General features: G+C 41.6%; 18 protein-coding genes. 7 read left to right on the top strand and 11 right to left on the bottom strand.

Annotation, left to right across the window (positions count from 1 at the left end; all coding sequences use genetic code 11):
• Positions 1-63: 63 nt before the first annotated feature.
• Positions 64-894 (bottom strand): glycosyltransferase, encoded by an 831-nt coding sequence (locus tag HMPREF1048_RS03590; protein ID WP_001291459.1) that lies wholly within the window; start codon positions 892-894, stop codon positions 64-66.
• A 154-nt stretch (positions 895-1,048) separates the two neighbouring features.
• Here HMPREF1048_RS03590 and HMPREF1048_RS03585 point away from each other — a divergent pair, with 154 nt between their 5' ends.
• The 6 genes from HMPREF1048_RS03585 to HMPREF1048_RS03560 all read left to right on the top strand — a co-directional run bounded on the left by HMPREF1048_RS03585 (position 1,049) and on the right by HMPREF1048_RS03560 (position 7,670).
• Entirely contained in the window at positions 1,049-2,215 is a 1,167-nt protein-coding gene (locus HMPREF1048_RS03585; RefSeq protein WP_000744879.1) for a CynX/NimT family MFS transporter, read from the top strand.
• A gap of 341 nt (positions 2,216-2,556) precedes the next feature.
• Complete coding sequence (locus HMPREF1048_RS03580) at positions 2,557-4,542, top strand: retron Ec67 family RNA-directed DNA polymerase/endonuclease (RefSeq protein WP_025171900.1); 1,986 nt, start codon at positions 2,557-2,559, stop codon at positions 4,540-4,542.
• A gap of 190 nt (positions 4,543-4,732) precedes the next feature.
• The gene (locus HMPREF1048_RS03575; protein WP_000273858.1) at positions 4,733-5,059 is read left to right on the top strand and encodes a PadR family transcriptional regulator; all 327 of its coding nucleotides are present in this window, start codon (positions 4,733-4,735) and stop codon (positions 5,057-5,059) included.
• Positions 5,046-5,639, top strand: a complete 594-nt coding sequence (locus tag HMPREF1048_RS03570; protein WP_000198702.1) for a DUF1700 domain-containing protein — start codon at positions 5,046-5,048, stop codon at positions 5,637-5,639. Before HMPREF1048_RS03575 ends, HMPREF1048_RS03570 begins: the two co-directional genes overlap by 14 nt.
• Positions 5,632-6,543, top strand: coding sequence for a DUF4097 family beta strand repeat-containing protein (locus HMPREF1048_RS03565; protein ID WP_001229054.1), 912 nt, complete (start codon positions 5,632-5,634; stop codon positions 6,541-6,543). Before HMPREF1048_RS03570 ends, HMPREF1048_RS03565 begins: the two co-directional genes overlap by 8 nt.
• Before the next feature lie 62 nt (positions 6,544-6,605).
• Positions 6,606-7,670, top strand: coding sequence for a DUF6574 domain-containing protein (locus tag HMPREF1048_RS03560; RefSeq protein WP_000808424.1), 1,065 nt, complete (start codon positions 6,606-6,608; stop codon positions 7,668-7,670).
• A 70-nt stretch (positions 7,671-7,740) separates the two neighbouring features.
• Here HMPREF1048_RS03560 and HMPREF1048_RS03555 read toward each other — a convergent pair whose 3' ends face one another.
• The 9 genes from HMPREF1048_RS03555 to HMPREF1048_RS03515 form a co-directional block, all read right to left on the bottom strand.
• The gene (locus tag HMPREF1048_RS03555) at positions 7,741-8,601 is read right to left on the bottom strand and encodes a DUF4299 family protein (RefSeq protein ID WP_000167724.1); all 861 of its coding nucleotides are present in this window, start codon (positions 8,599-8,601) and stop codon (positions 7,741-7,743) included.
• A 121-nt stretch (positions 8,602-8,722) separates the two neighbouring features.
• Positions 8,723-9,709 carry an oxygen-dependent tRNA uridine(34) hydroxylase TrhO gene (trhO, locus tag HMPREF1048_RS03550; RefSeq protein WP_001030021.1) on the bottom strand — a complete coding sequence of 329 codons (987 nt, stop codon included), beginning with the start codon at positions 9,707-9,709 and terminating at the stop codon, positions 8,723-8,725.
• 264 nt (positions 9,710-9,973) lie between these two features.
• A complete protein-coding gene (locus tag HMPREF1048_RS03545) occupies positions 9,974-11,458 on the bottom strand; it encodes an ABC transporter substrate-binding protein (RefSeq protein ID WP_000800388.1) in 1,485 nt (494 codons plus the stop codon).
• A gap of 103 nt (positions 11,459-11,561) precedes the next feature.
• The gene (locus HMPREF1048_RS03540; RefSeq protein WP_000818354.1) at positions 11,562-12,485 is read right to left on the bottom strand and encodes a carbohydrate ABC transporter permease; all 924 of its coding nucleotides are present in this window, start codon (positions 12,483-12,485) and stop codon (positions 11,562-11,564) included.
• Between the two features lie 13 nt (positions 12,486-12,498).
• Positions 12,499-13,428 carry an ABC transporter permease gene (locus HMPREF1048_RS03535; protein ID WP_001032153.1) on the bottom strand — a complete coding sequence of 310 codons (930 nt, stop codon included), beginning with the start codon at positions 13,426-13,428 and terminating at the stop codon, positions 12,499-12,501.
• A gap of 206 nt (positions 13,429-13,634) precedes the next feature.
• Entirely contained in the window at positions 13,635-15,515 is a 1,881-nt protein-coding gene (locus tag HMPREF1048_RS03530; RefSeq protein ID WP_000251370.1) for a beta-N-acetylhexosaminidase, read from the bottom strand.
• The gene (locus HMPREF1048_RS03525; RefSeq protein ID WP_004248306.1) at positions 15,509-16,378 is read right to left on the bottom strand and encodes an ROK family protein; all 870 of its coding nucleotides are present in this window, start codon (positions 16,376-16,378) and stop codon (positions 15,509-15,511) included. The genes HMPREF1048_RS03530 and HMPREF1048_RS03525 overlap by 7 nt, the downstream gene beginning before the upstream one ends.
• An 83-nt stretch (positions 16,379-16,461) precedes the next feature.
• Positions 16,462-19,107 carry an alpha-mannosidase gene (locus HMPREF1048_RS03520; RefSeq protein ID WP_000432734.1) on the bottom strand — a complete coding sequence of 882 codons (2,646 nt, stop codon included), beginning with the start codon at positions 19,105-19,107 and terminating at the stop codon, positions 16,462-16,464.
• A 98-nt stretch (positions 19,108-19,205) separates the two neighbouring features.
• Complete coding sequence (locus HMPREF1048_RS03515) at positions 19,206-20,486, bottom strand: glycoside hydrolase family 125 protein (RefSeq protein WP_000640500.1); 1,281 nt, start codon at positions 20,484-20,486, stop codon at positions 19,206-19,208.
• A 170-nt stretch (positions 20,487-20,656) separates the two neighbouring features.
• Between HMPREF1048_RS03515 and HMPREF1048_RS03510 the strand changes: the two genes are divergently transcribed.
• Positions 20,657-22,753, top strand: coding sequence for a GH92 family glycosyl hydrolase (locus HMPREF1048_RS03510; protein WP_000803433.1), 2,097 nt, complete (start codon positions 20,657-20,659; stop codon positions 22,751-22,753).
• A gap of 113 nt (positions 22,754-22,866) precedes the next feature.
• Here the strand turns inward: HMPREF1048_RS03510 and HMPREF1048_RS03505 are convergent.
• Positions 22,867-23,209: LPXTG cell wall anchor domain-containing protein (locus HMPREF1048_RS03505; RefSeq protein ID WP_000629272.1), on the bottom strand; the 343-nt coding region annotated here is incomplete at its 5' end.

Raw genomic sequence — 23,209 nt, 5'->3', positions numbered from 1 at the left:
GAGCTGGATAGTTATATTGTTATTATAACACTTTTTATCCAGTTTACGATTTGCTACAATCTTTTACTTGCTTTTTCGTAACAGTTTCATAAAAATAAACTGTCGGACAAATCCGGGACAAAGGGCAACAACCATCTGAATCGCAACACTCTTGGCATACTCCATGTAAGAAATTTGCCCTCTCTTCAGCATGCGCTGGCGAGCCTGACGATAGAGTTTGAGGTAACGCAGTCCCCCACGACGCTCAAACATCCCTGCTCCGACACGAACCTTACACAAGATTTGATCCAGATTTCCAGTCTTGGCTCCTGCAGCAATCATGTTGAGCCAGAGGAGGTCATCCTCCATATAAAGGCCATCCTCATAGTTGCCTGCCTTGAGAACCATATCCTTTTTGAACATGACAGTCATGTGGTTAAAGGCACTTCTCATCCTTTGATAAGCTACAATATCTGCATGTTGGGTTGGAACACGACGGTAAGAAACAATCTCATCAGGATTGTCAATAAACTCTGCAATATGGCCACCTAATAGGTCAAGGTTGTTCTTCTCCATTAGCTGAACCTGTTTCTCAAAACGGTCTGGAACAGCTATATCATCCGTATCCATACGGGCAATAATATCATACTGACACTGCAAAACACCCTGTCGAAGAGCCAGACCCAAACCTTGATTCTGCTCAAGAGGATAGCGTTTCACTGGAATATCAGACTCAGCTTCAAGCTGGTCTAACACCTGATAGAGCTCAGGTGTCAAAGGCCCATCCTCAACCAGAACCAACTCGCTCGGTTTCAGGGTCTGATTTTGAACGCTCTCAATAGCATCCTTTAAAAATGTCGGATTTTCCTTGATATAGACCGACATCAATACGCTGATTTTTTGCTTTTCAGACACAGTTTTTCTCCAATGTATAGATTTCCTTCCACTATTTTATCATAATTTTCAAGACTTTCCCATTTTTATCTTGAAAGTCCAAAACCTTACTTGACATTATAAGGAAAAAACCTTAAAATAAGCTGTTATTAAAATCAGCTAGAAGAGGTATTATATGAAAAAGCAATCACTCTTTTTTGTTCCAGGTATTATCCTGATTGGTGTTTCCTTGCGGACTCCTTTTACTGTTTTACCCATTATTTTGGGAGATATTTCGCAAGGGCTGGGAGTAGAAGTTAGTTCGCTTGGTGTCTTGACCAGCCTTCCTCTCCTCATGTTTACCCTCTTCTCACTCTTTTCTACCCGACTGGCTCAAAAAATCTGCTTGGAGCATCTCTTCACCTACAGCCTTTTCTTCTTGACCATCGGTTCTCTCATTCGACTAATCAATCTGCCTCTCCTCTATCTAGGAACCTTGATGGTTGGGGCAAGCATCGCAGTCATCAATGTGCTGCTTCCTAGTCTTATCCAAGCCAATCAACCAAAGAAAATTGGTTTTCTGACCACCTTATATGTAACTTCTATGGGGGTTGCGACGGCTCTGGCTTCCTATCTAGCTGTACCTATTACACAAGCCAGTTCTTGGAAAGGACTTATCATCCTCCTCACCCTGCTCTGTCTAGCAACTTTTTTGGTCTGGTTGCCAAATCACCGCTATAATCACAGACTGGCTCCACAAACCAAACAAAAAAGCAAAGCAAAGGTCATGCGTAATAAACAGGTCTGGGCAGTTATTGTCTTTGCCGGTTTTCAATCCTTGCTCTTTTACACTGCTATGACCTGGCTACCTACTATGGCTATCCACGCAGGTCTATCCAGTCACGAAGCTGGCTTGCTGACCTCTATCTTCTCTCTGATTAGCATTCCTTTTTCAATGACCATCCCAAGCCTGACAACTAGTTTATCTACTCGCAACCGTCAGCTTATGCTCACTCTGGTTTCACTAGCTGGTGTGGTCGGCATTTCCATGCTCTTCTTCCCGATCAATAGTTTCATTTACTGGCTTGCCATCCATCTTCTCATCGGAACTGCAACCAGCGCCCTCTTCCCTTATCTCATGGTCAACTTTTCACTCAAGACAAGCGCACCTGAAAAGACAGCCCAATTGTCTGGTCTATCTCAAACAGGAGGCTATATCCTAGCAGCCTTTGGACCGACTCTCTTTGGTTACAGTTTTGACCTGTTCCACTCATGGGTACCAGCTGTAGCTGCTCTCTTGCTCGTCGATATCCTGATGACTGTGGCCCTCTTTACAGTAGACAGAGCTGATAAGATCCTTTAATTTTTCTAAAATCCATCCCAGCTATAAACAATGCAAAGCCAGACTCTGTCTGGTTTTTTGAGGTGTTAATAAAAATTTATAGTTCAGATATCTTAATGCTAGATTAACAGATTGTTTTGTGATAGAATAAAATTGCGCATGATTAGATTTTTGACTTGTGTGTTCGCAAGTATTAACAAAAATGTTACCAGAGTGTTCAGCTCACTCCAGTAATCCCCAAACTAAGGCAATTAGATTTCTTCCAGAAAAAATTGCAGTATGTTTTATATCTGCAGAAGGAAGATTTTTATACTGTCGTTCGCATAAGAGTTTTCATGCGCTTTTTTATTAAGGATAAGATAATGACTAAATTAAATCAATTAAAAACCAAGGATGACTTTGCAAGACTTCTTGGTTTTAAAAACGCCAGATACATTAACCATCTATTATACAATGTAACAATCGATAACCTATATAAACCACCAATTATTATTCCTAAAAAAAATGGAGGAGAAAGAGTTATACATGCCCCGAAAAAAGAGTTGAAGTTCCTTCAGAAAAAACTGTCTAATGTTTTATGGGAATGTTACCTTGAAAGCATAGAATCTAAATCTATGGATAGAAAGTTTAAAACACCTGTTCTATCTCATGCATTTGAAAAAGGGAAGAGCATTATTACCAACTCTCAAATGCATCGAAACAAGAAATACATTCTGAATATTGACTTGAAAAACTTTTTTGATTCTTTTAATTTTGGAAGAGTAAGAGGCTTCTTTATAAAAGACAGGGATTTTGCTGTTTCACCAGAAATTGCTACTGTAATCGCACAAATTGCGTGTTATCAAGGTAAGCTACCGCAAGGAGCTCCGTCTTCTCCTATAATCACAAATTTAATTACTAGAATTTTAGATTATAGGATTGTCAAAATTGCTAAAAAATATCGTTTTACATATTCTAGATATGCCGATGATATGACTTTTTCGACAAATCGTGAATTAAACTCTAATAAATTGAGAGCAAGCGAAGAGTTAGAAAACTTTTTAGCTGAATTAGAGGAGCTGATCGTCTCATCTGGATTTGAAATCAATCCTAAAAAAACACGATTGAGTAATAACATGCAACGCCAAGAAGTTACTGGGTTAGTTGTCAATAAGAAAATAAATGTAAAAAGAGAATACATAAAAAACACTCGTGCAATGGCTTTTCAATTATACAAAGATGGAGCTTTTGAAATAGATAAAACACCAGGAACGATCAATCAACTAACGGGACGCTTTGCTTTTATTTTTCAAATAGATCAATACAACAACTACCTACTTTATAAAAAATCCCTGATACAAAATAATCTAGATTCACAAAAATATTTATTAGGAAGAAATTCATCAAAAAAATCTGAATCAAAATATTATTGGAAATATATCTTTTATAATAAAGATTTGCGAAAAGAATCATTCTATAATAGAAAACATAATACTTATAATTTACCAACAGAGCTCTACAGTATCCCAGAAAATGAAAAAGAAGTTTATATGTCTTTATTTAATTCCAAGGAAAAAGAATATAAAAAATTTCTATTTTATAAATATTTTTTCGGGAATGACAAACCTATAATTATAACAGAAGGAAAAACTGATCCACGATATATTAAAGCAGCTTTAAAAAATCTTTATCAAAAATATCCAGAACTTATTGAAAAAAGTGGGAATAAGTTTACATTTAAAATTGAATTTCTAAACCATACTAATACAATAGAGTACCTTTTCAATGTACCAGAAGGAGGTGAAGGTTTTAAATATTGGTATAATTATTTTTCTAATCAAATACCTTCAAATTTTTTTAAGCAGCGTTTTCCTACAACAAATGATGGAAAAGATATTTACAAGGAACTGTATCCTAATTATATAGAGTATTTTTCTAATTTAACAACAAAAAAACCCAAAAATCCTACTATATTTTTATTTGATAACGAGCCTTCCGGTAATCCACTTTTTAAATTTTGTAACCATGCTGTTGATTTAAAAGTTAGTAGCAATGTTCTAGGTCAAGTTAGAGGCACATCATTTAATAGGATTACTAAGAAAAATAATTTGTACATAATGGCAACGCCGTTATTATCCAATAGAAATAATGGGAATTCTTCTGATATTGAAGACCTATTATTGTCACGTAATTTACCACCCATTTTAAAAGGGAAGACATTCTCCAAAGGTGGTGGAGCAAATTATTATGGAAAAGAAATTCTTTCAAAGCATGTTCTGAAAAATTATAAAGAATTCGATTTTACTGAGTTTATCCCTTTGCTAGACGGCATAAGAGATAATATCCTAGATTATAAATCATTATTCTAGCTTATCTTTAAAATATAGAATTCTGCCGAATAACTGATGTATAATCCTCTAAACTTCTAGTTTTTCCTAGGAGTTTTTTATATATAAAAATTTTACACATTTCTCTTGACAGGGCTTTCATTTAGATGTACAATGTATGTGTAGAAAAATTATATATAAAAATCTTATACATTAGAAAAGGAGGTTCCCCATGTACTTTCCAACATCCTCTGCCTTGATTGAATTTCTCATCTTGGCTGTACTGGAGCAGGATGATTCTTATGGTTATGAGATTAGCCAAACCATTAAGCTGATCGCTAATATCAAAGAATCTACACTCTATCCTATCCTAAAAAAATTGGAAGGCAATAGCTTTCTGACAACCTATTCTAGAGAGTTCCAAGGTCGCATGCGCAAATACTACTCCTTGACAAATGGTGGTATAGAACAGCTCGTGACCCTAAAAGATGAATGGGCACTCTATACAGACACCATCAATGGCATCATAGAAGGGAGTATCCGCCATGACAAGAACTGAATACCTGACTCAGCTAGAACTCTATCTCAAAAAACTGCCTCAGGCTGACCAAATTGAAGCCATGGACTATTTCAGGGAACTCTTTGACGATGCTGGAGTCGAAGGAGAAGAAGAACTCATCGCTAGCTTGGGAACTCCCAAAGAAGCGGCCCACGAAGTTCTCTCCAATCTTCTCGATAAAAAAATCAATGAAGCACCCGCACAAAAGAATAACCGACAAATTTTGCATGTCGCCTTGTTAGCTCTCCTTGCAGCACCCATCGGTATTCCTCTGGGAATCGCCATCCTCGTGACCCTGTTCGCAATCCTTGTGGCAGCCTTTACTGTCATCTTGGCTTTCTTTGCGGTTTCCATACTTGGTATCATCGGCGGATTCCTATTTTTAGTTGAAAGTTTCACTGTCCTCGCCCAAGCCAAATCAGCCTTTATCTTGATTTTTGGTGCTGGTTTACTGGCTATCGGTGCTTCTTCACTAGTCTTACTAGGTATTTCCTATGTAGCCCGCTTCTTCGGTCTACTCATTGTTCGCCTGGTACAATTTGTTCTCAAAAAAGGAAAGAGAGGTGACCAGCATGCGTAAATTGACAAAAGGATTTCTCATTTTTGGTGTGGTGACTACCGTTATCGGCTTTATCCTTCTTTTTGTAGGTATCCAATCTGACGGGATTAAGAGTCTGCTTGCCATGTCCAAGGAGCCTGTCTATGATAGTCGTATGGAAGAGCTGACCTTTGGCAAGGAAGTCGAAAACCTAGATATCACGCTCCACCAACACGCACTGACCATCACAGACTCTTTCGATGATCAAATTCACATTTCTTATCATCCATCTATTTCTGCTAACCATGATCTTGTCACAAATCAAAACGACAAAACTCTAAGCCTCACTGATAAGAAACTGTCTGAAAGTCCGTTTCTCTCTTCTGGAATTGGCGGGATTCTCCATGTCGCAAGCAGCTACTCTAGTCGTTTTGATGAAGTTATTCTCCAATTACCAAAAGGAAGAAGTCTAAAAGGGATCAACGTGTCAGCCAATCGTGGACAAACCACCATCATAAATGCTAGCCTTGAAAATGCGACCCTCAATACAAACAGCTATATCCTCCGAATTGAAGGAAGTCGTATCAAAAACAGTAAACTCACAACCCCTAATATCGTTAATATCTTTGATACAGACCTTACAGATAGTCAGCTAGAGTCAACAGAGAAGCACTTCCACGCTGAAAATATCCAAGTTCACGGCAAGGTAGAATTAACTTCTAAAGACCATCTCTCAATCACTCTGACGCAAAAAGAAAGCCAACGAATTAATTGGGATATCTCAAGTAACTATGGTTCTATCTTACAAGCAACAAGAGAAAAACCTGGATCAAAATACACAGAATTAAGTAACCCTTACAAAACTGAAAAAGCTGATGTCAAGGATCAACTCATTGCGAGAGCTGATGATGATATCACTCTAGTATCCATACCAAACAGGCGTTGACAAAAGCGCTTACATTTGCTACTATGGAAGCATATTTATCTAACTAAAAAGGAGGTTCTACCATGAAACAAGAATGGTTTGAAAGTAATGATTTTGTAAAAACAACAAGCAAGAACAAGCCTGATGAACAAGCCCAAGATGTTGCAGACAAGGCTGAAGAAAGGATAGCCGATCTCGATACACCAATTGAAAAAAATACTCAAGTAGAGGAGGACGTCTCTCAAGCTGAAGTCGAACTGGAAAGCCAGCAAGAAGAGAAAATTGAAACGCCTGAAAACGGTGAAGCGAGAACAGAAATAGAAGAAAAGAAAGCATTAGATTCTACTGAGGAAGAGCAAGACCTTTCTAAAGAAACAGAAAAAGTCACTATAGCTGAAGAGAGTCAAGAAGCACTTCCTCAGCAAAAACCAACCACGAAAGAGCCCCTTCTTATCAGTCAATCCTTAGAAAGTCCCTATATCCCCGACCAAACTCTAAAATCTACGGATAAATGGAAAGAGCAAGCGCTTGATTTTTGGTCTTGGCTAGTGGAGGCTCTCAAATCTCCTACAAGCAAGCTTGAAACAAGTAGCACACACAGCTACACAGCCTTTCTCTTGCTCATTCTGTGTTCTGCATCTTCCTTTTTCTTTAGTATCTACCACATCAAACATGCTTACTATGGACATATAGCAACTATAAACAGCCACTTCCCCGAACAATTTGCTTCATTAAATCTCTTTTCGATTATCTCTATCCTAGTAGCGACAACACTCTTCTTCTTTTCATTCCTCTTGGGCAGTTTCGTTGTGAGACGATTTATCTACCAAGAAAAGGACTGGACGCTAGAAAAGGTTCTCCAACAATATAGTCAACTCTTGGCAATTCCAATCTTCCTCACTGCCATTGCTAGTTTCTTTTCCTTCTTTGATAGTCTACGATTTTCAGCTCTTTTGTGTGTGATTAGCATTGGAATCATTCTACTTGCTAGCCTCCATATCATTACAAGACCAAGTCAAGCAAGTGAAACCGACTCCTTCTATCAGTTATTCTTGTCTGTCCTTGTGAACGGAGTGATCATCCTCCTCTTCTTTGTAGCTGAAGTGGCACTAATCGGGGATTATCTTCGTATCTTGGCCTTTCTTTAAACTTCAATCCTGTCTTTCATGGCAGGATTTTTTCTATGTAAAAAAGCAAGTCGATTGACCTGCTTCTGCTTTACTTTTCTTGTGCTAATGTTTTAAAATCTTGTCCTAGGATGGGTTGCACTTCTAATTGATTGGCATCTAGTTGGTGGTAAGATGCTGATGGTAGTGATTCTAGGAATTTTGCATAGTTCAAGCGGGCAATGGCTTCATAGTCTTCTGGTTTAGAGCCGTCTCCTGTGATTTGAACCAAGTCAATCTCCCACTTGACTTCCTTATCCACCAATTGCTCAATATAGGCTACAGGAACAAATGGTTCTCTCGGTAAAACGGTCTTGACGCCTTGAGCCAGATGGTAAACACCGTGCACTTGTCCTTCTCCATCCTGATAGAAGGAAACTCTTGCAAAGTAAGCATCTGTCTCTTGAACTGTACGTACACGTGCTTCAAACTGTGCCAAACCATCTGCCTCTAAAAAGCTTTTCAAGTCCTCATGACTAAAGAAAACAGGATTAAAAATTCCTTGGCAAATCGTAAAACGAGCTGCATTATCTGTCAGATAGGCTTGAATACTTGCTTGGAAATAAGCTTCAAAATCAAAACCATCTAGTCCTTCAATCTCAGTTCCTGTGTAAGCAAGCAGAGCATCTAAAAATGATTTGATAATCTGCCAGTCTGTCTTCGTAAGTAGGTCAGGAAGATCGACACGGTAAGCCTTTTGACCATCAGCATAACTGACCTTAAAAAGAAATTGTGATTGCCCCACTATCGCACATTCGATATACTCGAGACGGTTAAGAGGCTGACGGAGATAGACTGCATCATAGCTATGCGACTCCAAACCATCTACCAAGGCCAAGATGGACTTGGCAGTCAAAATTTCCTGTTCTCCTAAAATGCTCTGTTTATTTGGAATAAAAAATGTTTTCGTCATAACTGGACTCCTTTGAAATCGTTTACATATAGCATACCTTATTTTTCTGAAAGATACAGAAACAAACTTTAGATTTTTGAGTAAAAAGCATAGAAAAACAGCCCCTAAGGACTGTTTGATATTATACTGTAGCTGCTTGATCCAAGCTTTCACCGATAGCGGCTAGGCGCTCGACAACTTCAGCTTCTGTCAATTCATTTTCTGAAACATAGCGGTTACGTGGGTGAACACGGCACTCGTGTGAGCATCCACGAAGGTACTTGTCTTCATTTTCTTCTGATGTCAAGATGCGACGGTTACAGAATGGATTTCCACAGTTGACATAACGTTCACATGGTGTTCCATCAAACCAGTCTTTCCCTACGATAGTTGGGTTGACATGGTTAACATCTACGGCAATACGCTCGTCAAAGACGTACATTTTCCCATCCCAAAGCTCACCTTGGACTTCTGGGTCTTTACCGTAGGTTGCGATTCCTCCGTGCAATTGGCCGACATCTTTGTAGCCTTCACGGACCATCCAGCCTGAGAATTTCTCACAGCGAACGCCACCTGTACAGTAAACCACGACGCGCTTGTCCATGAATTTTTCCTTGTTATCACGAACCCATTGTGGCAACTCACGGAAGTTGCGGATATCTGGGCGGATAGCCCCACGGAAATGTCCTAGGTCGTACTCATAATCGTTACGTGTGTCAAGGACAACTGTATCTTCGTCAAGAAGGGCTTCTTTGAACTCTTTTGGAGACAAGTAAGCACCTGTTGTTTCAAGTGGGTTGATGTCATTGTCAAAGTCGTTGTCTTCCAAACCAAGGTGGACAATTTCTTTCTTGTAGCGAACGAACATCTTCTTGAAGGCTTGTTCACTTTCTTCGTCAATCTTGAACCAGAGGTCTTCCATGCCTGGGAGGCTATGAACGTAGTCCATGTATTTTTGAGTTGTTTCGTAGTCACCTGAAACTGTTCCGTTAATTCCTTCGTCAGCGACTAGGATACGACCTTTAAGGCCGATTGATTTACAGAAAGCCAAGTGGTCTGCAGCAAATTGCTCTGCATTTTCAATTGGAGTGTAAAGGTAGTAAAGTAAGACACGAATATCTTTTGCCATAAGATTTGTTCTCTTTTCTATTCTTAAATTTTCAGAATTTTTTATCTAACTATACTAGTATACCTGCTTGAGAAAGCGAATGCAATTTATTTGACTGGAAATTGTAGAGGGTTCTCGAAATTTCCTGAATGGTTAAATAGTGATAAAACAACATAGATATCTATGCTCTCGTTTCAAAAAATCACTGCCTCCCCCAGATAAGCCTGAGGAAAACAGTGATTCAGTTTTTAGGAATTAGGAATGAATACACGAAATCAATTGATCTTATGATTTTTTGTTTTTCAAGAATTCATCGTATTGTTTTTGCATTTCGTTCAATACTTTTTCGTAGGCACCTTCAGATTTCAATTTTTCCATCAATTCTGGAATAGCTTTGTCTGGGTCTACAGTACCAGTGTTGATAGCTGTATCGAATTGTTGCATTGTGTTAGAGATTGCTGAGATTTCAGATTTCACACTGTCAGTGTTAAAGATGAATCCAAGCGCTGGAGATTCTTTAGCTTCTGCCAATTGTTTCTTAGAATCTTCGATTTGTTGGTCTGTAACGTTTTCGTTGATGTAAAGGATCCAGTTGTTACCAGTGTTCCATCCACCCATGTGAGTGTTTCCTTTGTAGCCATCAAGAACGCGAACACGGTTTTCTTTACCTTCAATTTTTTCCCAGTTCTTGCCTTCTGGACCGTAAACAAGACCGTTCAAGAGTTCTGGGTTAGTGTTCAAGAGGTTCAACACTTCCATTGATTTTTCTTTGTTCTTAGAGTTGTTTGAGATAACAAAGTTAGCAACTTGTGTTGTTTGGTTTTTCTTGATGAAGTTAGTGAATGATTTGATTTGGATATCTTTGTTCGCAACACGTGAAAGCAAGCTGTTACCGTAGTCAGCTGGTCCTACTGTTTCTTCACGAACGAACCAAGTATCTTGTTGAAGGTCAAATGAAGTATCGCTTGTTGCTACGTCTTTTGGAATGTATCCAGCTTCATAGAATTTGTGAAGAGTCTTCAAGTGTTCTTTGAAACGAGGAACGTCGTAACGGTTTACAATCTTAGTAGTGTCCCCTTCAAGGTCGATAACGAATGGAAGACCGTTTGCTACTGGGTAGTCAAAGTTCTCAGAAGGGATGAAGTTCTTAGTAACTGCAAATGGAACTACATCTGGAGCTTTTTCTTTGATTTGTTTCAAGACTGGCTCAAGTGTTTCGTATGAAGTAACACCTGAAATATCGATACCGTATTTAGCAAGAAGCGTTCCGTTGAAGGCGAAGTTTTGAGATGATGCAACGTTGGCTGCAACTGGAACAGAGTAAATTTTACCGTTTACAGTGTTACCTTTGATGTAAGCTGGGTCAAGTGCTTTATAAAGTTCTGCCCCTTCTTTCTTATACAATTCTGTCAAGTCAGCATAGGCACCTTTTTGAGCATTTACAATGTAGTTATCTGCAAAGGCGATATCATAGTTTTCACCAGATGATGTGATAACTGACATTTTCTTACCATAGTCACCCCATCCAAGATATTGGATATCCAATTTGGCACCAACTTTTTCTCCGATGATTTTGTTAGCATTTTCTAACAATTCATCCAAGTTATCTGGTTTGTCACCGATTTGGTACATTTTGATAACAGTCTTATCACCTGAAGCTGAGTCAGCAGCTTTTTTGTTGTTACCTGAAAGGTTCCCACAAGCAGCAAGACCTGCAGCCAAAGCGACTACGCTAGCAGATGCAAAAGCATATTTTTTCCAGTTTTTCATGATAAAAACTCCTTTTTTTATTTTTAAACTTATAAACAATTTAATGATTTTAACTTCACGCAAGGGAAGTTTGGAAATGAGAAATGATTTTTCTCAACAAGCACTATTCTTTCACACCACCGATAGTCAAACCTTTTACAAAGTAGCGTTGGAAGAATGGATACAAAATCGCGATTGGAAGGGTTGCCACCACAACCATGGCCATACGACCTGTTTCTTTTGGAAGAGCAACTCCCAGTTGACCAGATAGGCCGACTGCTTTGGCGATGTAATCCATATTTTGCTGGATTTGCATGAGCAAATATTGCAATGGATACAAGTTGTCACTCTTGATGTAAAGAAGGGCATTGAACCAGTCATTCCAGAAACCAAGAGCTGTCAAGAGCGTGATGGTTGCGATACCTGGTAGTGACAATGGCAAACAGATTTGGAAGAAAATCCGAGCCTCACTAGCACCATCGATACGAGCGGATTCGAGAATAGCTTCGGGAATCGTCTTCTTGAAGAAGGAACGCATCAAAACAATATTGAATGGTGAGAGAAGCATTGGAACAATCAAGGCCCAAACAGTGTCACCAAGCTGAAGTACACGAGTTACCATGATATAACCTGGTACCAAACCAGCGTTGAACAACATACTAAGTAGAACGAAGATTGTAAAGAATCTGCGATACTTAAAGGTTGTCCGTGAAATGGCGTAAGCATAAGTTGTTGTGATAAAGACATTTGTCAATGTCCCAACTACGGTTACAAAGACTGAGATGAAGAGGGCTTGGAGGATTTTATCCTTAAACTGTGCCAAAAACTCAAATCCGTCTAATCCAAATTGGGATGGGAAGAAACTATATCCATTTTGAAGGATACTCTTTTCATCTGTCACCGAAATAACGATAACGAATACGAAGGGTAGGATACAAGAGAGGGCAACCAAACCAGAAATGGTACTAAAGAAGATATCTGCTTTCTTACTGAAGGAGTGAATGCCGACATTATCAATTTTTTCTTTTTTAATTTTCTTTTCTGCCATATTCTCCTCCTTTCTAGAACAAGGCTGAGTTTGGATCAACTCGTCTTGCAAGTAAGTTTGATAGGATAACCAGAATCAAGCCGACTACTGATTGATAGAGACCTGCCGCTGAAGCCATCCCTATATCCGCTGTCTGAGTCAAGCCATTATATACATATACGTCCAAGACATTGGTTACGTTATAAAGCTGACCAGCATTGTGGGGGATTTGGTAGAAGAGACCAAAGTCTGCACGGAAGATATTTCCGACTGCAAGGATAGTCAATACGGTTACCAGCGGTGTCAACTGAGGAATGGTTACATTGCGAATTCGTTGCCATTTGCTGGCCCCATCCACTGTCGCTGCTTCGTAGTAGGTTGGATCAATTCCCATGATTGTCGCATAGTACATGACACTGCTATATCCAAAACCTTTCCAAATACCTAGGAAAAGTAGAAGATATGGCCAGATGCCCAAGTTAGCGTAGAAATTGATTTCCTTCATTCCGATAGATTCTAGGAAATGGTTGAACACCCCTTTATCGATGTTTAGGAAAGCATCTGTAAAGAAACTGATGATAACCCAAGACAAGAAGTAAGGGAACAACATGGAAGTTTGGAAGATCTTAACCATTCTCTTAGAACGGAGTTCACTGAGGATGATGGCAATCCCTACAGATACAATCAAGCCAATAAAGATAAAGCCGAGATTGTAGAGGACAGTATTTCGTGTGATAATAAAGGCGTCTTTTGAACTAAACAAGAATCTGAAATTATCGAGTCCGACCCATTTACTATTCACGATACTATCTATAAATCCATTACTGGTCATGTGGTAGTCTTTAAAGGCAACCACGTTCCCAAATACTGGAATGTAGAAGAATAGAATCAACCAGAGTGCCCCCGGCAAAACCATCAAGAGAAAGATCCAGTTGTCTCTCAAGGTTTTTGAAAACTTATTCATAATTTCCTCCCTTTTTATTTTGATATCCATCTAAAAATTCCTTTTTAGACTTTTGATAACGATTACATTATTAGTATACTCCTATTTGCAGATTAGGTTAAACTCCTAATTATAGAAAAAACTCCACAAATTATTTTATGTGGAGTACTTTTGAAGAAAGGGATGTTTCACGCGAAACACCCTGCGCCAAGCAAGGTGTTCTTGTTTTAGGTTGTATAAATCGTCGAAGCTGTCGCAATAGTATGCCATTGGTTGACTGTTGTGGCTGCGAAGTCCTTGTCTGCGTAGAAGTCATTAAATGGCAGAATTTCTACTTCCAGCTCATCGATGCGGTCAAGCTGGCCAGCCAGATAAGCCTCGATACGGCTTTCTGCTCGCTTGATGCGTTGCAAGAGTCCGCCCATACGGATGTCAACTGTATCCAAACCAAAGACCTTGTTTTCTTTAAGCCATTGGTGGCTAAAGAGGGCATGGAAGTCTTCAATTTGGCTTCTGAGTTCTGGTAATTCTTGTCTGGCGATTTCTTGCAGACTTTCTTTATCATCCGTTTGGTAAGCCTGACGAATGCGTCGTCCCACATCCACTTTACTACTTAAAATGGCATTCAACTGGGCCTGAGTTTCAAAGAGGTAAGCATAGTTGCCAGCTTTTTCTTTAATGTCAGCAAGCGTCTCAGCAGACTGAGCGAAGTGCGGTTTGTCCTGTTCAGGTGTCATGTGTTGATCAAGGATCGGACAGAGAACATCCTGATAAAAGACATAGCGGTTGGGATTGATGCCACTGAGATTGTCCGGCAAATCTGGCAAGAGGTTGGCAAGGTCAATCTGCATAAAATCTTCAACCGATAGACCTGTATTGGTCTGGAAATGAGCAGACAAACGGTCTAGGTCATTGCGGTAGCTGAGTTCTGCCCAGATTTGCAGACTTGGTAGGATAGAAAACTGGGCTGTTTCCCCACCATTGTCCCCCCAACCCGTCACAATGACTTCTTTAATCTGATTAGCACGGCAGGCTTTATTAGCCTCAATAGCTACTAGACGGCTGAAATGGTTGTGAGGTGTAAAGCCAATCCACTTCCAAGCTCCACCTGCAAAGGCAAGGTCATGGCTAATCTTGTGATGGTTGCGGAAATTACGGTTGTATTTTTCCTCGCTATCCTGGTAATAATCCCAGTAAACCAAGGTCACACGGTCTTTGAGACGGTCTAGGTAGACACGAGTTTCTTCTGGAATTTCCACATCACGATCGTACTGGCCATCCGCTGACATGAGCTTGAAGAACATATCGCTCCACATCTGGCAGTGGAAACCATACTTGTCAGCAATATCCAGCACGCGCTCCAAGTGTTGGCACATGAGGAGACTACGGTCCACAACACCATTCAATATCAAGTAACGTCCCAAGCCAACCAAGTGGGCTTCGTCCATCCCGATATTGACCTTGCGAGTTTGTAGTTTAGATAGAGTAGCAAACATCCCATCAATCAGGTTATAGACCTTTTCTTCGCCAATGAGAAGAATATCCTCCACATCACGGAGCTCCTGGACTTCTTTGACACCCCATTTGACGAAGGCTGACAAGTGAGCCAAGGTCTGGATACATGGCACAAAGGTCATATCAAACTGCTGGGCATAGGTTTCGATTTCCTGCAATTCCTCAGCTGAGTAGGCTCCACGGAAATAGCCAAAGTAAGGCTGCCCTTCAATCTGGTAGGTGTCTTCCATGTAAAGTTCAAAGCTTGAGTAGCCCATGAGAGCCAAGACCTCAATCATCTGCTTGGCAGCAGCCACATTCAGCACCGCATTTCGAGAACAGTCAGCCATGTAGGCTAAATCTTCATAAGCCGCCTTCTCCTCAATCTCTACCTTGTCACCTTCTGCTAGGGATGTTGCCAATAGGGACAAGGCTCGATAAAGTTGGTGGGGTTTGCGATAGGTTAGTTGATAGTGGCCACCCTCACCCTTGATAGAGATAGAGGCTTGGTCAGACTGAGCGACAGATACTTCCACATCTGGTAAAGAAATGTGCTTTTGAAGCAACTCTATAGCTTGCGCTTGTTTGTCACTAATTCCTGTAAATCTTACCATTGATTTTCCTCCTGTAGCCAGTTGACAAGGGCACCGTAGAGATTGGAATCTGCATGATAGGTGCAGGCTTGGATAACTGGTGCGACCGTGTATTCTTCGTAGGTATCGACAAAGTATTCAACAGCTTCCTTGACACCTTGGATGAAATCTGGATTTTGACTGATAGAACCTCCCAGACTGATGACATCTGGATCGATGAGATACTGAATATTGAGCAAGCCTTGCGCCAGATTACGATTCATGCGCTCAATGGCTTCTTGACAAAGGGCATTTCCTGCTTCGGCCTCTTGGTAAATCTTGCGACCGTCCCAATCAGTCTGACCAGATTTTTCAATCACGTATCGCACCATATTTCCAGTTGACGCTAGTTGCGACCAGTTGTTGAGCTTTTCAGCAGGGGCAAGGGTGGTCATGTAGCCAAATTCTCCACCCAGGCCATGGCGACCTCGATGAAGTCTACCATTGATAATCATGGCTCCGCCAATCCCTGTCCCAATCACGACACAGGCTGCATTTTCAAATTCTGGATGAGCCAGTAATTCACTGAGTCCAACGCAGTTGGCATCATTTTCCAGATGGACAGGAATCTGATAAGAACTAAGCGCCTCATACCAAGAAAAGCCGTGGATGTAGGGCACCGCACTGAAGCCATCAATCACACCAGTTTCTTGATTGACTGCACCTGGAACGCTCATAGCAATCCCACTGTAATCCTGTTCTGACAAGCGCTGGTCTAACCAAGCTAGTAAATCCTCCAAACTTTCAGGCGTTGGAATGCTTGTCTTATTCAGTATTTTCCCATCAGGAGTCAGACTGGCAAACTTAATCCCAGTCCCTCCGATATCAATTGTTGCAATGGTCATTGTTTTTACCATAAAAAGGGGCGAATCAGTAGTTAGTTCTTACCTTTTCGCCCCTCCTTTCTTTTTATGTTTACTTGTTGAAATTAAATTTCTTCTTTTTTGATGAATTCTGTACGAATCTCTTGTGGTGAAATGAGGCCTCTATGAACTGGGTATGGTCGTTCAAGTAGGTCAAGGAAGAGATGTTGACTTTCCGGTACACGTACATTTTCACTACACATATTGTAGTAGCGAAGAACATAGCCTTCTTCATTTTCAGCTACCTTAAAGGCTGTTGGACAGATTTGCGGTATGCTGAGAACAGAATGGCTCAAGAGGCTACCAGTCGCAGCCACGCTTCCTTCCTGTCTAGCAAGCTGAAGGCTGGTAAACGGTGTCTGCAAGGCTTTAGCACGACGGAAAGCTGAGAAGCGTTCTTGGGCTTGGTGGCATTCAAGCGCAAACTCGACTTCAAACTCACGCAAGCATTGTGCTTCTGGTGTTGGGAAGTAACCCCAGTCACCTAGCTCACCTGATGCACGCAAAATAGTCACGGCAATGGTGTCGTCTCCAAGGATTTCGTATTCATTCAATCCCTTATTGGATACAGTCACCCCTTTTTCATCGTCATACAGACTGACAAAGGCTTGTTGGTGTTGAGGATTTTCAGGATTTTCCCATGAAGCAGCTGGTTTGTTTGGTCGTGTCACCACCTCATAGATGCTTTCAGAATCATTGCTTGGACGCGTGTTGTGAGTCTTGACCAAAAGACGGATACGGTGGTCTTTGGCAGTGTTGGTAAAGCGAGTCTTGCAACGGATTTGTGGATTATCAACGAAGATAGTCATCTCAGTTTCAAGAGGAATGCTTGTCAATTCTTCTGAACGTCCAGCTTCACGCTTCATAAACTCGATGATGCCTTTTTGCTCTTCTTCTAGCTTTTCATCTGCACTGACAGGCACGATCAATTCATGTTTGAGCAAAATCTTAGCGTAGCGAGCTGTGTTTTCCAAGACATCGTAGCCCTTAAGCTCTGCATAGATTGGCTCTGTTCCTTTTGGTTGGAAATAGATATACTCGTTTCCGATGTCACCACGGTCTTCGAAGCGGATAAAATCTTCATAGGCTTCGTGAGTTGTCTTATCATAGACTGTGATGTTGTCATCCACTCTCACCGTTACAAATGGCGTATCGATCACTCCATTTTGGTAAATGCCTTCACGGTGTTCTTGCTCTCCTTCCATCAATTGGAAAGTTGTCCAAGAAAGCGGCGCTAGGTGAACTGGGATGGTCACGCGCACTTGACGAGCAATACGAGCTTGGCGGAACTTGTCTTTTGGTAAATCGTACTCAAAATTAGCTCCAAGGTCTTCGATTTTAGCCTCTACAGGACGCCCATCCAAGTCCTCCACACGATAACTTGGCAAAGTAAGAGCAGCCATCTTCTTGTAACCTTCTGTTGGGTGCAATTCCTTAAAATCACAAGTCGCAACATCAATCACTGTGCTGACAGTATCGACCTTATCATGCAAGCCTGTGTTAATGACAGTAAAGAGATAATCACTTTGAGCCTTAGCTGTAGCGATTTTACCCTTCCATTCGTTAAGAAGATTGGTCTTAACAAAGTTTCCAACTTGATTAACCTTGGCAAAACGCGTTTCCATCTCGCGGTGAACTTCGTCCACGCTACAGCCACAGATACTATCATGGGGCGCGTTCTGCAAAAGAGTTTTCCAAGCATAGGTCAACTGGTCCTTGTGGTTATGTCCACCCGTAATAATAGTCAAGGGTTCTACAACTTGCTCTAGGAGGTTGCTATTTTCTTGGAAGGATTGTTTGAGATAAATACGAGATGAAGAAGTGTTGGCAAGTGTGTACCAGCCATCAGTTTCCTGACTGGTCAACTCACCTGTAACCGTTGATAACTGCTCTGGTAGGGCACTTTCCACGGCTTGAACATATTCATCAAAGGAACTATGAACAAAGGTTACATCTGGGAAGAGTTCATTTGCCACACGAATGGCTTCACTCAAATTTTTCTGGACAGGCTGATGGTCACAGCCGTTCATCATCAACCATTGGTTGGTCGAAGCATAGTCACGCACGTCTGATAATTTTTGTTTCCAGAAGGTCAAGGCCTCATCTTTATCAACTGGAATTTCATTCCCATTACTGTACCAGTTAGCAAAGAGAATCCCGAGGACACGACTTCCGTCCGCACCCTGCCAGTACATTTCTGAAAACTGGGAAGTAAACTGCTCATCTTCGAGGACTTGGTTGTCAAATCCAATCGGCTTCACACCACGACCAAAAGCTGCTACATGAATGCCTGATTTTTGAAGAATTTGAGGCGCTTGTCCCATATTTCCAAAGGTATCTGGGAAGTAACCAATCTGGGTTGATTTGCCCCATTTTGCACATTCTGCTTGGCCAATCAAGGTATTGCGGACGTTAGCTTCACTGGAGATCAAGTAGTCATCCTGCAAGATGTAAAAGGGACCAATTTTAAGTTTGCCTTCGTCGATGTATCGTTGGACTTTGTCGCGATTTTCAGGGCGAATCTCCAAGTAGTCATCAAGGACAATGGTTTGACCATCCAAGTGGAAGCTCTTGAACTCAGGGTCATTTTCAAAGAGATCAAAGAGATTGTCAAATAATTCCACCAACTGCATACGGTGGCTTTCAAAAGGCAAGTACCACTCACGGTCCCAGTGACTATGTGAGATAATATGTACGACAACATTTTCCATGAAGTAAAACCTCATTCTAAATTTAAATTTTTATTGTTAACGTTTTAAATGTAAATTTGTGATTCTTTCCAAGAATCAGTTTCGCTAAAGCGCGCTCCTTAGCGAATATCCAAGTAATCCAAGACCAATTCACAGAACATCATGTTGGCCCAAGAGAACCATTCACGAGAGTAGAGAGTTGGGTCATCTACGTGGAAGCTTTCATGCATAACACCTGTACCACCATCGCAAGCAACCAGCTGATACAGCAAGAATTTCTTCTCTGCCTTATCTCTTGTTGTCAAGCCTTGGATAGACAGAGCAATTGGCCAGATATAGCGATAGAAGGTATGAGAACTTCCGAGACCGCTAGCGTATTCTCCTTGGTAGAAGTAGGGATTTTCAGGGCTCAGAATGGTACGGCGAGTGGCTTGATAAACTTCGTCGTCAATATCGCAGTAGCCCAGATAAGGTGCAGCCAACAAACTTGGTACGTTTGGATCATCCATGATGCTGGCATTTCCTAGACCATCCACTTCAAAGGCATAAATCTTTTCGCCCTTGCTGTTGGTGGTGTAAGCGTAGTTTTCGATTCCTTCTTGGATTTCAGACTGGAGGCGCTTGGCGTCAGCAATAATTCTCTCGCTATCAGCTAGATTCAATTCTGCAAAGATTTCTTGGACATAACCCAAGACTACTACAGCAAACATATTTGACGGAATCAAGTAGCTATACTGACAACAGTCATCACTCGGACGAAAAGCTGACCAAGTCATACCTGTCACTGCAAAATCAGGTCCAAAGCCATCATTTACCAAGGTATCTTCCTTACGATCGGTATCACGAACAAAACGATAAGGAGAGTTGGTGTGGTCTTGTTCCACTGTCCAAAGATGGAGAATTTCCTTAGTCGCTGTGACAAAAGTTTCATCAAATTGACTAGTCTCGCCAGTTTCTTTCCAGAGGAGATAAGCCAGCTGCAAAGGATAGCAAAGCGAGTCTACCTCGTACTTGCGTTCCCAAATCCAGCCATTAAGGTCGGTGTGGTCGGTCTCGTGGTGCCCCTTCCAGTTTTCCTCAATATTAAAGGAATTGGCATAAGGATCCTTTAGAATCAAGGTCATCTGACGTTTAACCAAACCTGCAATGGTCTGACGCAGGAGGGCATCTCTTTTAGCCACATGCAGGTAGGGTCTGAGTTGGGCTGTCGAATCTCGAAGCCACATAGCAGGAATATCCCCAGTCAAGACAAAAGTTGAACCGTCTTCTAAGATTTCAACCGTATTGTCCAAGGTGTCGGTGTAGCAACGCTCGAAAACATCCACCCACTCTGGATGGTCCTTAGCCCGCTCTGCAACTTCATCTAGCCATTCTCTAACAATTTCTTTTGAATAAATCATCGTGCAGTATCCTCTTTCAAACAAGATTCATTTTCAGTATATAGCTTTTGAGACAGAAAATACATACACAAATGATAGTCATTTTTCTACAAAATAGTTATCTTTGAAACTCCTTTTCTAAAGGCCCTCTTTTTCTGATATAATGTAGAAAAACAGCTAAAGGAAAGACCATGAAACCACTACTTGAAACCATCGATACCCGCTTTGGAACTGCCAGCAAGCATGCCTTTTCTCGGGGAAATACCCTGCCATACACAGGCGTGCCTTTTGGGATGAATTACTTTGTACCCCAGACCAGTGATCAGGAGGGCTCTTGGTTTTTCGATCCGCATCTGCCCATTTTTCAGGGGATTCGATTGACCCACCAGCCCAGCCCTTGGATTGGAGACTACTCTTGGCTCCTTCTGACACCTGTCACAGGCCAGCTAGGGGGAGACAGCCTCTTTCACCGCCAGTCTTCTTATGATATCGAAAAAGCCTCTTTCCAACCTCATTATCTGAAGATTTTCTCCCTGCGCTATCAGATTGAAAGCCAGCTCACACCGACTTGCTACGGTGCTTCTATTCGTTTGGAGCAAAAGCAAGGCAAAGCACTCTCCCTCTACCTTCACGCAGCAGATGAACTGACAGTAGAGCAAGTAGATAAGCGAACTCTTGCCCTGCGACAAGAAGGTAAAACTGAAACCAACAAAAATCTACTGATACTGTTCACTTCTCTGCAAATAAACACGGATATCCTTGCTGTCAATCAAGAAGACGGAGACTGGCGAATCGACCTGTCAGATAGTCATGCTGAAATTCAGCTAGCGACTTCTTTCATCTCTCCTTCTCAAGCACTGCTTAATCTACCTCAAGAAGATTTTGAAGGCTGTAAAGCAAATGCCCAAGCGGACTGGGAAAATCTTCTCCATCGTTTTGACGTTATAGAGACAGGAGAAGCTGACCGAACCTTCTTTGATCACTGCCTTTACAGACTCTTCCTCTTCCCACAGACTTTTTATGAGGTTAATAAATCTGGGCAAGCCATCCACATAGATTTGGCTACTGGAACTGTCAAGCCCGGTGTCCTCTTCAGCAACAATGGTTTCTGGGATACCTTCCGCACCACCTTCCCCCTCTTTGCCCTTATCATACCGGAACACTACCACCGCTTCTTAGAAGGGTTTATCAATAACTACCGCGATACTGGTTTCCTTCCAAAATGGCTGGCCCCAGATGAACGGGGCATGATGCCAGGTACCCTTTTAGACGGCATTATCGCAGATAGCGCCTGCAAGGACATGGCTCCCGACTTGGAAGAAGAACTCCTCCAAACCATGCTTGAAACAGCCAGCAAGTCCGACCCTCTCGGCATCAATGGTCGCCATGGACTAGCCCAATACCAAGAACTGGGCTATCTATCCACAGACCACCACGAAAGTGTTAGCCATACTCTAGACTATGCCTATAGTGACTTTTGTATCGCCAGCTGTGCCGAAAAACTAGGGAAAATAGCAATCGCTGAAACCTACAAGACTGCTTCACAAAATTACCGCCATCTATTTGATGCTGAGACAGGTTACATACGAGCGCGAGACAATCAAGGCAACTTCCGCCCTGACTTCTCTCCTTATAGTTGGGGACGTGATTATGCCGAATGTTCAGCCATCCAAGCAACTTTAGGCGTTCTCCACGACATCCCAGACTTAATCCAGCTTATGGGTGGAAAAGAAGCCTTCAGCAACTATCTTTTGAAAACCTGTCAAGATGCTCCCCTCTTTGAGACAACAGGCTATGGTTACGAGATTCACGAAATGAGCGAAATGGCTACTGCTCCTTTTGGGCAACTCGCCATTTCCAACCAGCCGAGCTTCCACATTCCTTATCTCTTCCGCTACAGCGATTACCCTGACTACACTGCCCTTCTTATCAAGACCTTACGTCAGAAAGCCTTTCACCCAAGCTGGAAAGCCTATCCTGGCGATGAAGACAATGGCAGTCTCTCAGCCTGGTACATCTGGTCAGCTCTCGGTTTTTATCCGACCTGTCCAGGAAAGCCCAGCTATGATCTCGGAATCCCTCTCTTTAACCACCTCCGTATCTACCTTGCTAAAAAAGGTAAATGGCTAGATATTCATACTGAGCAAAACCACAACCATTTTAACTTTGTCAAAGAATGCCGACTGGACACAACTCTAGTATCAACTATTCAACACCAAGACCTCTTAAAAGCTGAGCAACTAACCTTTACACTTAGCTGGTTGCCAAATCACTCATCAACTTCCTGAAATGCAAAAATCTCCTAGCAGACTTTCCTGCTAGGAGATTTTCTTATGAGAGGTACTTGTTTAAGCTTTGAAAATCGGACTTATCATCTGATAATTATCAAACAATCTACCAATTAAGCTTCTTCGTCTTCTTTACGACGACGGCCTGCAAGACCAAGACCAAGTAATGCACTTGCGGCAGCTGCTACCATAGCTACAGTAGAATCTGCTGTACCTGTATTTGGCAATTCTTTAGCTGCTTTACGCGCGTTTGCTTGTGCTGATGCTGTTTGACCAGCATTAGCCGCTGCTTGAGTAGTAGCTGGAGCTACAGCTGGTTTTTGAGCAGCTTGGTCGTTAGCTGGAGTTGCATGATCAGTTGATGAAGCAACTTTCGCCATGAAGTCTTCGATACGTTTAACCATTGCATCCACTTCTGCTTGACTTGCGTCTGCATTAGCAAATACTTTCTTAGCA

This window comes from Streptococcus mitis SK575 (assembly GCF_000257865.1).
In the GTDB taxonomy this organism is placed as follows: Bacteria; Bacillota; Bacilli; order Lactobacillales; family Streptococcaceae; genus Streptococcus; species Streptococcus mitis_CQ.
Note: the sequence above shows the minus strand (reverse complement) of the source record. Positions and strands in the feature narration are given on the sequence as shown.

Excerpts from the sequence above, each read along its gene's own strand:
- HMPREF1048_RS03560 (WP_000808424.1), top strand. The coding sequence starts at position 6,606 with ATGAAACAAGAATGGTTTGAAAGTAATGATTTTGTAAAAACAACAAGC.
- HMPREF1048_RS03520 (WP_000432734.1), bottom strand. The coding sequence starts at position 19,107 with ATGGAAAATGTTGTCGTACATATTATCTCACATAGTCACTGGGACCGT.
- HMPREF1048_RS03545 (WP_000800388.1), bottom strand. The coding sequence starts at position 11,458 with ATGAAAAACTGGAAAAAATATGCTTTTGCATCTGCTAGCGTAGTCGCT.
- HMPREF1048_RS03525 (WP_004248306.1), bottom strand. The coding sequence starts at position 16,378 with ATGACCATTGCAACAATTGATATCGGAGGGACTGGGATTAAGTTTGCC.
- HMPREF1048_RS03565 (WP_001229054.1), top strand. The coding sequence starts at position 5,632 with ATGCGTAAATTGACAAAAGGATTTCTCATTTTTGGTGTGGTGACTACC.
- HMPREF1048_RS03555 (WP_000167724.1), bottom strand. The coding sequence starts at position 8,601 with ATGACGAAAACATTTTTTATTCCAAATAAACAGAGCATTTTAGGAGAA.
- HMPREF1048_RS03515 (WP_000640500.1), bottom strand. The coding sequence starts at position 20,486 with ATGATTTATTCAAAAGAAATTGTTAGAGAATGGCTAGATGAAGTTGCA.
- HMPREF1048_RS03540 (WP_000818354.1), bottom strand. The coding sequence starts at position 12,485 with ATGGCAGAAAAGAAAATTAAAAAAGAAAAAATTGATAATGTCGGCATT.
- HMPREF1048_RS03535 (WP_001032153.1), bottom strand. The coding sequence starts at position 13,428 with ATGAATAAGTTTTCAAAAACCTTGAGAGACAACTGGATCTTTCTCTTG.
- trhO (WP_001030021.1), bottom strand. The coding sequence starts at position 9,709 with ATGGCAAAAGATATTCGTGTCTTACTTTACTACCTTTACACTCCAATT.
- HMPREF1048_RS03580 (WP_025171900.1), top strand. The coding sequence starts at position 2,557 with ATGACTAAATTAAATCAATTAAAAACCAAGGATGACTTTGCAAGACTT.
- HMPREF1048_RS03585 (WP_000744879.1), top strand. The coding sequence starts at position 1,049 with ATGAAAAAGCAATCACTCTTTTTTGTTCCAGGTATTATCCTGATTGGT.
- HMPREF1048_RS03570 (WP_000198702.1), top strand. The coding sequence starts at position 5,046 with ATGACAAGAACTGAATACCTGACTCAGCTAGAACTCTATCTCAAAAAA.
- HMPREF1048_RS03530 (WP_000251370.1), bottom strand. The coding sequence starts at position 15,515 with ATGGTAAGATTTACAGGAATTAGTGACAAACAAGCGCAAGCTATAGAG.
- HMPREF1048_RS03510 (WP_000803433.1), top strand. The coding sequence starts at position 20,657 with ATGAAACCACTACTTGAAACCATCGATACCCGCTTTGGAACTGCCAGC.
- HMPREF1048_RS03575 (WP_000273858.1), top strand. The coding sequence starts at position 4,733 with ATGTACTTTCCAACATCCTCTGCCTTGATTGAATTTCTCATCTTGGCT.